Raw genomic sequence first — 8,984 nt, 5'->3', positions numbered from 1 at the left:
CGACGACCACGGCCCTCCCGGCCGTGTCCACGGCACGGGGACGCCGTGTCGTTCAGCGATGCGGAGGCCCTGTGCTGGCGGCACAGCGGCGTCGTGTGCGCGGCGCGGGTGCGCCCGGCGGCTTGGCGGCGGATGCCCGAGACGGGGGCACCGGCCCGTGTTCACGGTGAGTTGTCACCTACAGGTGGTCTGCACGGGCATGTGCCGGGGAACGTCCTGAAATCTCGCGTTCCTGGAGGTCACGCGCCGAATCACCTATAGGTCATTCACTCCATGAGTTCACCCCGGAACCGACCGCACAAACCGACGTTGAACGAGAAGTGGCGTGATGTAAGTCACATCCCCTTACCTGCGGGTTCGTCGGAATCGATGGCCGCGAGGGCGCACATGCCACGCCGGTGAGGCGGGTAGGGCCCTCCCATGCGCTTCAGCGTCGTACTGATCACCCACGACCGGCGCCGGAGGCTGCTGGACACGCTGGACCGGCTGCGCGCGCTGCCGGAACGGCCGCCGGTCATCGTGGTGGACAACGCCTCGCGGGACGGGACCGCCGACGCCGTCGCCGGCCGCTTCCCCGAGGTCCTGCTGCTCCGGACACCGCGAAACCTCGGCGCGGTCGGGCGCAACCTCGCCGTCGATCACGTGCGCACGCCCTACGTGGCGTTCTGCGACGACGACACCTGGTGGGGGCCGGGCTCGCTGGACCGTGCCGCGGACCTGCTGGAGGCCCATCCCCGCCTGGCGGTCGTGACCGGCCGGATCCTGGTCGAACCCGGCGGCCGGGAGGACCCGATCGTCCCGGAACTGCGCGGGTCGCCCCTGCCGGGGCCGGCCTGGATGCCGGGACCGGCCCTCGGCTCGTTCCTCGCCGGGGCCTCCATGGTGCGGGCCGAGGCGTTCCGCGAGGCCGGCGGGTTCTCACCGCGGCTCTGGCTGGGCGGGGAGGAGGAACTGCTCGGCGCCGACCTGCTCACCCTCGGCTGGCACCTGGTCTACGCCGACGACGTCGTGGTCCACCACGAGCCCTCCGCCCTGCGCGACCCGCACCGCCGCCGGAGGCACGGCATCCGCAACACCCTGTGGACCATCTGGCTGCGCAGGCCGCTGCCCAGCGCGCTGCGCCGTACCGGAGGGCTGCTGCGCGCCGTCCCGCGCGACCGCGTCACCGCCGCCGCGCTGGCCGAGGCGGCGGCCGGCCTCCCGTGGGTAGCGCGCGAGCGCCGTCCGGTGCCCGCCCCGGTCGAGGCCCGCCTGCGCACCCTGGACGCGCCCCAGATGCGGTCGCGCGCCCGCCGGTACGTCAGCTAGCCGATGAGCGGCGAGCGATGAGGGACGAGGAGGGCGGCCGGTGAGGGAGGGGCACGGGACGGGCGACGTCACGATCGTCGTCGCGACCCGCGACCGTGCCGCCGAACTGCGCCGCAGCCTGGACCGGCACACCGCGCCGGTGATCGTGGTCGACAACGCCTCCGCCGACGGCACGCCGCGGGTCGCGCGGGAGGCCGGCGCGCGGCTCGTCCGCCTGGACGCCAACCACGGCGCCGCCGCGCGCAACGCCGGCGTCCGGGAGGCGTCCACCCGGTACGTGGCGTTCGCCGACGACGACTCCTGGTGGGCCCCCGGAGCCCTGGAACGCGCCGCGGCGGTCCTGGACGCCCATCCGCGGACGGCGCTGCTGGCCGCCAGGGTCCTGGTCGGTGAGGGCGAGCGGCCGGAACCGGTGTCGGACCGCATGGCCCGCTCTCCGCTGGGCTGCCCGGACGGCCTGCCCGGACCCGCGATCCTCGGTTTCCTGGCCTGCTCGGCCGTGGTCCGCCGCGACGCCTTCCTGGAGGCCGGCGGCTTCTCCGGCGCCCTGCACTTCGGCGGCGAGGAGGAACTGCTGGCCCTGGACCTGGCCGCCGCGGGCTGGGGCCTGGCCTACGTGCCCGAACTGGTCGTCCACCACCACCCCTCGCCGCACCGCCCCGACCCGCGGATCCGGCGGCGCCGCGAGGCGCGCAACCGGTTGCTGACCGCGTGGCTGCGCCGCCCGCTCCCCGTCCTCGGCCGGCTGGCCGTCACCTCGCTGGGCAGCCGGGAGGGCCGCGGCGGGCTCGCCGACGCCGTCCGGGCGTGGCCGGGCGTGGCGCGCGCCCGGTGCCCGGTCCCGCCCGAGGTGGAACGCGCCCGGGCGGCGCTCACCACGTATTAGTCGCCGCCGGGGCCCTCAGTGATGCCAGGGCAGCCGGACGGGCTCGGCCGGGACGCGCCCGGCGAGCAGGTCGGTGAGCAGCGGGACGAGCTCCAGGGGGTAGACGGCCTCGTCGGTCGCGGCCAGGTCCTCCGGCGTCCACCAGCGGTGGGCGGTGATCTGCGACCGTTCCTGCGGCTCCTGCCCGCTGGTGTCGACCTCGTACGTGCCCGCGACGCGGTGCAGGAAGAAGTCGTCCCTGAACACGCCGCGCGACCAGCCCAGGTCGGCGTACCCGGAGGTGACCGCGACCGTGGACCCCAGCTCCTCGGGGGCGACCACCAGGCCGGTCTCCTCCCTCAGCTCGCGGGCCGCGGCCACGGCCAGCTCCTCGCCCTCGCCGACCCCGCCCCCCGGGGTGATCCAGCAGTGGCCCAGGTCCGGCCGCTTGAAGGCCCGGGGGAACCTGAACATCAGGATCCGGCCGGAGCCGTCCACCAGCAGGACGCGCGCCGAGCGCCGCCGGTACCCGCCCTCGGGCTCGTGACCGGACCGGAGGGTCCGCCTCACGCGCGGAGGTCGGAGTCGAGCCTGGCCAGCTGCTCGTCGTAGATCCGCTGGAGCCCGCGCGGCGCGAAGGTGCGCTCGAAGAACCCGGCGACGCCGCCCGCGCCCGTCCAGGTCGTCTCGACCTTGACCCGGGAGCCCTCGCCCGCCGGGGAGACCGTCCACGTGGTGACCATCGAGGAGTTGGCGTCCCGTTCCACCAGCGTGTTCTCCCGCGGCACGCTGGCCGACACCAGGCAGTCGCGCACCCGCTTGCTGGTCGCGGCCAGCTTCCAGTGCACCGTGGTGCCCTCGCCCTGGCCGCCCTCGCGCACCTCGTACTCGCTGAAGTGCTCCGTCAGCATCCGCGACCTGGTGCCGCGGTAATCGCCGAGTGCCGCGAACACCCGTTCCGCGTCGGCGCCGACGGTTTTCTCTGCGGTAGCCGTTACCTGAGCCATATGCCCATCCTCTCGCACGATCGACTGACCCGCGCCCCCGATTCCTCCCAGGAAGCGTGCGGGTACGGCAAGCGGGGCGGCCGACCGGAAGGCGGACGGGATCATCTCAATGAGTGAGCCTCGGGCATCCCAGAGTGTCCAAGGCATTAAGGTCGTGACACGATCGCGTCACACGCCGGGACTAGGGAGGTGTGCCATGGCCACGGGGGAGTGGTCGCCGACGGGGGTCGATCTCACGACTCCGAACACGGCGCGCATTTACGATTACCTGCTCGGCGGCAAGGACAACTTCGACCCCGACCGGCGGGTCGGCGAGCAGCTTCTGGAGATCATTCCCGAAGCGCGGACGGCCGCCCGGCAGAATCACCTCTTCATCGGCCGCGCCGTCCGCTATCTGGTGAAACAGGGCGTCCGCCAGTTCATCGACATCGGCACCAAACTACCCGCGCGGGGCAACGTGCACGAGGTCGCGGCCGAGACGGCCCCGGACGCGCGCGTGGTCTTCGCCGACGGCGACCCGGTCGTCCTCGCGCACGCCCGGGCGCTGCTGAGCGGTACCGGCAGCACCATGGTCGCCCGCGCCGACCCGCGGCGGCCCGAAACGCTGCTCGACGACCCCGAGGTGCGCGCCCTGATCGACTTCGACCGTCCGGTGGCGGTCATCCTCGACCGCGTCCTGCACTTCATCAAGGACGTCGACGAGGCCGCCGCCGCCGTCGCCCGGCTGCGCGAGGCGCTGGCGCCCGGCGGCCACCTGGTCTTCACGCACATCACCCAGGAGCCCGCCCCCGAGGCCGGAGGAGACGTGAGCCGTGTCTTCCAGCCCACCAACGAGTTCTTCTGGGGCCGTTCGCGGATGGAGATCGAGCGCATCGTCAGCGCCTTCGACCTGGTGGAGCCGGGCCTGACCTACACCCCCGAGTGGCGCCCGGACCCGGCCGAGGAACGGGTCGACGTCCCCGAGCGCACCTACACCCTCGCGGGCGTCGGCGTCCGCACCTGAGAACCCGCCTACCACTCCCTCTCCGTCAGCCCGGGCCGAGTCATCGGCCCGGGCTTTCTTGTTCGCCGGCCGAACTCCCCCTGCTGCAAGCTTGAAGCAACTGCGAATAGTTTGCAATAGTGGCGGCCATGACCTACTCACTTCCTGATCTGCCCTACGACTACGCGGCGCTGGAGCCCGCGATCACGGGGGAGATCCTGGAGCTGCACCACTCCAAGCACCACGCCGCGTACGTCAAGGGCGCCAACGACACGCTGGAGAGGCTGGCGGAGGCGCGCGACAAGGAGCAGTACGGCGGTCTGGTGGGCCTGGAGAAGACCCTCGCGTTCAACCTGTCCGGCCACGTACTGCACACGATCTTCTGGGACAACCTGTCGCCGGACGGCGGTGACCGTCCCGCCGGGGAGCTGGCGTCGGCCATCGACGAGCACTTCGGGTCGTTCGAGGCGTTCCGCGCGCAGCTGACCACCGCCACGGCCACGGTCCAGGGGTCGGGCTGGGGCGTCCTCGGCTGGGAGCCGCTCGGCCGCAGGCTCATCGTCCAGCAGGTGTACGACCACCACGGCAACGTCGGGACGGGCGCCGTCCCGCTGCTGGTCTTCGACGCCTGGGAGCACGCCTACTACCTGCAGTACCGCAACGTGCGCCCGGACTATGTCGAAAAGCTGTGGGACCTGGTGAACTGGGAGGACGTCGCCGCCCGCCTCGGCGCGGCGCGGAGCGGCTGACCCGCCGAGACCACGGCGTCCACCAGGCCGGGATCATGCTCAGAACACGTTCCCTCGCGGCCCGGTGGGCGCCGTGCCCGTTCCGGCGGGCACCGGCGTCTCCGCCGGTGCCCGCCGTCGTCGAGGCGGTCCCGCTCACGCCCGGCGGCGGGCGGCGAACTGCAGCGCGGCGAAGGCCCCGACCGTACCGGCCTGCAGGATCGCCCACACGCTTCCCACCGTGGTCAGCGACAGCCAGCCGGTCACCACCGCCGTCAGGCTGAGGACCACCCACAGCAGGTTCGTCTCGATCACCGCCGACACCGCGAGCCGGCGCGGCTCCACCGGCAGGGAGACGATCCACACCGCGGCGGCGTACAGCAGCAGGAAGGCGCCGATCGCGCGCCCGGTCCCCGTGCCGAGGCCGAGCAGGTCGTGCAGCGGTCCGGCGAGGGCCAGGTAGGCCAGGCCGTTGACGCCGGTCACCACCGCGTCCAGCCGCAGGGCGAGCCGCAGCAGGCGGCGGCCACCGGTGAGGATCGTGGTCTCGTTCATGGAGTGCGTCGTCATCGCGGGCCTCTTCTCTCGTCGATGACCATGACGTTAACGACGCCGGATCCCCGGGACGATTACCTGGGAGGTAGCCCCGGGAGCGACGCCGGGCCGGCGCAAAACCCTTGGCGCCGCGGCCTCGGCCGCGTCTACCGTCGTGATCACCGCGAACCGATCGTGGCCGATGGCGCGCGCAGGAGACGCCGCCGGTCGCCCTCCGAATTGCGGGCGTCATCGATCGAGACGAAGGAGGATCGACGCCCCATGATCACCAACCGACTGAACCTGGCCCGCGTCCGCAACATCGGGATCATGGCTCACATCGACGCGGGCAAGACCACCACCACCGAGCGCATCCTGTACTACACCGGTGTGTCGCACCGGATCGGCGAGGTCCACGACGGCGCGGCCACGATGGACTACCTGAAGCAGGAGCGCGATCGCGGCATCACCATCACCTCCGCCGCGACGACCTGCCACTGGCCGCTCGGCGGCGCCGACCATACGGTCAACATCATCGACACTCCGGGCCATGTCGACTTCACCATCGAGGTGGAACGCTGCCTGCGCGTGCTCGACGGCGCCGTGACGGTGTTCGACGGCGTCGCCGGGGTCGAACCGCAGTCGGAGACGGTGTGGCGCCAGGCCGACCGTTACGGCGTCCCGCGCATCTGCTTCGTCAACAAGCTCGACCGCCCCGGTGCCGACTTCGCCCGCTGCGTCGACATGATCGCCGAACGGCTGGGCGCGGTCCCGCTGGTCGTGCAGCTGCCCGTGGGGTCCGAGGCCGGTTTCACCGGCGTCGTCGACCTGGTCGCCATGCGCGCGCTGGTCTGGCCGGCCGGCGCCGAGGCGGGCGCGGACCACGACGTGGTCCCGGTCCCGGCCGCCCAGGCCGAGGCCGCCCGGCGGTGGCGCGGCAGGCTCATCGACACGCTCGCCGAGCACGACGAGGAGATCATGGAGCTGTACCTGGAGGGCGCCGAGCCCTCCGAGGAACGGCTGCACGCGGCGATCCGCCGCCTGACGATCGCCTCCGGCGCGGACGACGGCGTCACGATCACCCCGGTGCTGTGCGGCACCGCGTTCAAGAACAAGGGCGTGCAGCCCCTGCTGGACGCGGTGGTGCGCTACCTGCCCTCGCCGCTGGACGTGCCGGCCGTCGAAGGGCAGGCGGTGGACGGTCCGGGGACGGCCGTCCGGCGCCGGCCCGCCGACGACGAGCCGCTGGCCGCGCTGGCGTTCAAGATCATGACCGATCGGCATCTGGGCCGGCTCACGTTCGTCCGGATCTACTCGGGACGGCTGGAGTCGGGCACCGCGGTGCTCAATCCGGTCAAGGGCCACCGGGAGCGGATCGGCAAGATCTACCGCGTGCACGCGGGCAGCCGCGAGGAGATCGACTCGGCGGGCGCCGGTGACATCGTCGCGGTCATGGGCCTCAGACGGACCACGACCGGCGAGACGCTGTGCGACGGCGCGGCACCGGTGATCCTGGAGTCGATGGACTTCCCGGCCCCGGTGATCGAGGTCGCCGTCGAGCCGCGTTCCAAGGGCGACCGGGAGAAGCTGGGCACCGCCATCCAGCGGCTGGCCGAGGAGGATCCGTCCTTCCGGGTGCACACCGCCGCCGAGACCGGCCAGACCGTGATCGGCGGCATGGGCGAGCTGCACCTGGAGGTGCTGATCGACCGGATGAGGGAGGAGTTCGGCGTCGAGGCCGCCGTCGGCCGGCCGCGGGTCGCCTACCGCGAGACCGTCCGCAGGGCGGTCGAGCGGGTCGATCTCACGCACCGGAAGCAGCAGGGAGGCCGGGGCCAGTACGCCAGGGTGCAGATCTCGGTCGAGCCGATCACCGGGGGAGGCGCCGAGTACGAGTTCGTCAACAGGGTCACCGGAGGCCGCGTCCCGAAGGAGTTCATCCCCTCCGTGGACGCGGGCTGCCAGGACGCGATGCGGGCCGGCGTCGTCGCCGGCCACCCGATGACGGGCGTGCGCGTCACCCTGCTGGACGGCGCGCACCACGAGGTCGACTCCTCCGAGCACGCCTTCAGGATCGCCGGTTCGCTGGCGTTCAAGGAGGCGGTCCGGCGGGCCTCGCCCGTGCTGCTGGAGCCGGTCATGGCGGTCGAGGTCACCACGCCCGAGGACCATCTCGGTGACGTGATCGGCGACATCAACGCCCGCCGGGGCCAGGTCCGCGGCATGCGCGAGCGGTCCGGCGCGCGGGTCGTCGAGGCCCTGGTGCCGCTGTCGGAGATGTTCGGCTACGTCGGGGACCTGCGCGGCGCGACCTCGGGCCGCGCCGCGTACTCGATGCAGTTCGACTCCTACGCCGAGGTGCCGCGCGGCGTCGCGGAGCGGATCGTCGCCGGGAACGGCTGACGGACGCGGCGGCCGGCCAGGGCCGGCCGCCGCGGGCCCTCCGGCGGGGCACCGGGCCGGGAGCGTCAGCGCGGAGTCAAGAGCATTTTGCCGAACGCGGAGGCGTGCCCCGGAAGATGATCTGCGGCGGGAGGGTTAGGTAGAGGCGTAAGGGTCAAAACCCCAGGTAAGCGAAGTTTGGAGGATGGCACCCTATGAGCACGCCTCTCGCCAACCCCCGGCGGACCAGGCTCGACGCCTGGCCGAAGTCGCGTACGCCGGAGCTGCCGTCCGAGCAGGCCGAACGGACCGGTGAGACCGGTACCGAGGGCGAGCGGCGGACGCCGGGCGCCTGAGCGGGCGCCGATGATCGTCTCGAACACCGCGTCGCACGGGCGCCAGGCCGCCGGGATCTGCCCGGGGACCTGGCGCCTTCTCGATGCGTTAGAGGCGATCGCCTGTGGGTAGCCGACCGGGAACGACGACCACGTACGAGCCGACGAGGGGGAACGGCGTTGACCACTCCGGAGGAGAACGCCCGGAAGACCGGCAAGACCGACCAGGCGGGCGGGACGCCCGTGCGGCCCGGCGAGGGGCGTGACCGGCGCGAGGAGCGGGAGGTTCCCCGGGACCGTCCCGAGGATCCGAGGCCGGCGGTGGGCGCCGCGTTGCAGGACGCCCTGGAACAGGCCGACCGCGACCGCGACGACCTCACGCGCTGACGCGGGGGCCGCCATCCGCCCCGCGCCGCCGCGTTCGTTCGGCAGAATGTCGGACGAGAGGGGGGTGATCGCGTGGTGGGACTGGCCGGTCCCCTGGAACGCGCCGTCATGGAGGCGCTGTGGGCGGCGCCCGGGCCGCTGCGGGTTCGCGAGCTGCTGCTGCGCCTCAACGAGGCGGCCGAACGCCAACTGGCCTACAACACCGTCCAGACGGTCGCCGAACGGCTCTTCCGCAAGGGCATGCTCCAGCGGACCCTGGACGGCCAGGCGTTCCGTTACGGGCCCGCGCGCCCGCGGGAGGAGTACGTGGCCGAGCTCATGCTGGACACCCTCACCGGGACCGCCGACCACGGGGCGGTGCTGACCCGCTTCGCCGAGGGCGTCCCCGCCGAGGACGCCCGCAAGCTCCTGGAGGCGCTGCGCCGCCGCGCGGCCGGCGAGCGGGGGGAGCACTGA

At 72.9% G+C, this 8,984-nt stretch carries 11 protein-coding genes; 8 read left to right on the top strand and 3 right to left on the bottom strand.

The features are described from left to right. Positions 1-420 precede the first annotated feature (420 nt). Together IW256_RS23465 and IW256_RS23460 are read left to right on the top strand one after the other, a co-directional pair. Entirely contained in the window at positions 421-1,308 is an 888-nt protein-coding gene (locus tag IW256_RS23465) for a glycosyltransferase family 2 protein (protein ID WP_197013031.1), read from the top strand. Positions 1,309-1,348: 40 nt separating this feature from the next. Further along, positions 1,349-2,194 carry a glycosyltransferase family 2 protein gene (locus IW256_RS23460; protein ID WP_197013030.1) on the top strand — a complete coding sequence of 282 codons (846 nt, stop codon included), beginning with the start codon at positions 1,349-1,351 and terminating at the stop codon, positions 2,192-2,194. A gap of 15 nt (positions 2,195-2,209) precedes the next feature. Here the strand turns inward: IW256_RS23460 and IW256_RS23455 are convergent, their stop codons facing one another. Continuing rightward, a complete protein-coding gene (locus IW256_RS23455; RefSeq protein WP_197013029.1) occupies positions 2,210-2,743 on the bottom strand; it encodes an NUDIX hydrolase in 534 nt (177 codons plus the stop codon). Then, positions 2,740-3,180, bottom strand: a complete 441-nt coding sequence (locus IW256_RS23450) for an SRPBCC family protein (RefSeq protein WP_197013028.1) — start codon at positions 3,178-3,180, stop codon at positions 2,740-2,742. Before IW256_RS23450 ends, IW256_RS23455 begins: the two co-directional genes overlap by 4 nt. Positions 3,181-3,376: 196 nt before the next feature. On the opposite strand from IW256_RS23450, the gene IW256_RS23445 reads away from it, so the two are divergent. Beyond that, complete coding sequence (locus IW256_RS23445; protein WP_197013027.1) at positions 3,377-4,183, top strand: SAM-dependent methyltransferase; 807 nt, start codon at positions 3,377-3,379, stop codon at positions 4,181-4,183. 128 nt (positions 4,184-4,311) lie between these two features. Beyond that, entirely contained in the window at positions 4,312-4,911 is a 600-nt protein-coding gene (locus IW256_RS23440) for a superoxide dismutase (RefSeq protein WP_197013026.1), read from the top strand. A 135-nt stretch (positions 4,912-5,046) separates the two neighbouring features. On the opposite strand, the gene IW256_RS23435 is transcribed toward IW256_RS23440, so the two are convergent. After that, positions 5,047-5,460: a hypothetical protein gene (locus IW256_RS23435; RefSeq protein ID WP_197013025.1), complete on the bottom strand. Its 414-nt coding sequence runs from the start codon at positions 5,458-5,460 to the stop codon at positions 5,047-5,049. Positions 5,461-5,706: 246 nt separating this feature from the next. Here IW256_RS23435 and fusA point away from each other — a divergent pair, with 246 nt between their 5' ends. From fusA to IW256_RS23415, 4 genes are all read left to right on the top strand, one after another. Next, a complete protein-coding gene (gene fusA, locus IW256_RS23430) occupies positions 5,707-7,827 on the top strand; it encodes an elongation factor G (RefSeq protein ID WP_197013024.1) in 2,121 nt (706 codons plus the stop codon). A gap of 194 nt (positions 7,828-8,021) precedes the next feature. Next, positions 8,022-8,162, top strand: coding sequence for a hypothetical protein (locus IW256_RS23425; protein ID WP_197013023.1), 141 nt, complete (start codon positions 8,022-8,024; stop codon positions 8,160-8,162). A 159-nt stretch (positions 8,163-8,321) separates the two neighbouring features. Next, a complete protein-coding gene (locus IW256_RS23420) occupies positions 8,322-8,528 on the top strand; it encodes a hypothetical protein (RefSeq protein WP_197013022.1) in 207 nt (68 codons plus the stop codon). 72 nt (positions 8,529-8,600) lie between these two features. Further along, on the top strand, positions 8,601-8,984 hold the full coding sequence (locus IW256_RS23415; RefSeq protein ID WP_197013021.1) for a BlaI/MecI/CopY family transcriptional regulator: 384 nt from the start codon (positions 8,601-8,603) through the stop codon (positions 8,982-8,984).

Origin of the sequence: Actinomadura viridis (assembly GCF_015751755.1) — a bacterium.
GTDB lineage: Bacteria > Actinomycetota > Actinomycetes > Streptosporangiales > Streptosporangiaceae > Spirillospora > Spirillospora viridis.
This window is presented reverse-complemented; position numbering and strand designations above follow the sequence as displayed.

Bases quoted from the DNA above. Each gene is read 5' to 3' on its own strand.
- IW256_RS23425 (WP_197013023.1), top strand. From the start codon at position 8,022: ATGAGCACGCCTCTCGCCAACCCCCGGCGGACCAGGCTCGACGCCTGG.
- fusA (WP_197013024.1), top strand. From the start codon at position 5,707: ATGATCACCAACCGACTGAACCTGGCCCGCGTCCGCAACATCGGGATC.
- IW256_RS23465 (WP_197013031.1), top strand. From the start codon at position 421: ATGCGCTTCAGCGTCGTACTGATCACCCACGACCGGCGCCGGAGGCTG.
- IW256_RS23435 (WP_197013025.1), bottom strand. From the start codon at position 5,460: ATGACGACGCACTCCATGAACGAGACCACGATCCTCACCGGTGGCCGC.
- IW256_RS23440 (WP_197013026.1), top strand. From the start codon at position 4,312: ATGACCTACTCACTTCCTGATCTGCCCTACGACTACGCGGCGCTGGAG.
- IW256_RS23450 (WP_197013028.1), bottom strand. From the start codon at position 3,180: ATGGCTCAGGTAACGGCTACCGCAGAGAAAACCGTCGGCGCCGACGCG.
- IW256_RS23445 (WP_197013027.1), top strand. From the start codon at position 3,377: ATGGCCACGGGGGAGTGGTCGCCGACGGGGGTCGATCTCACGACTCCG.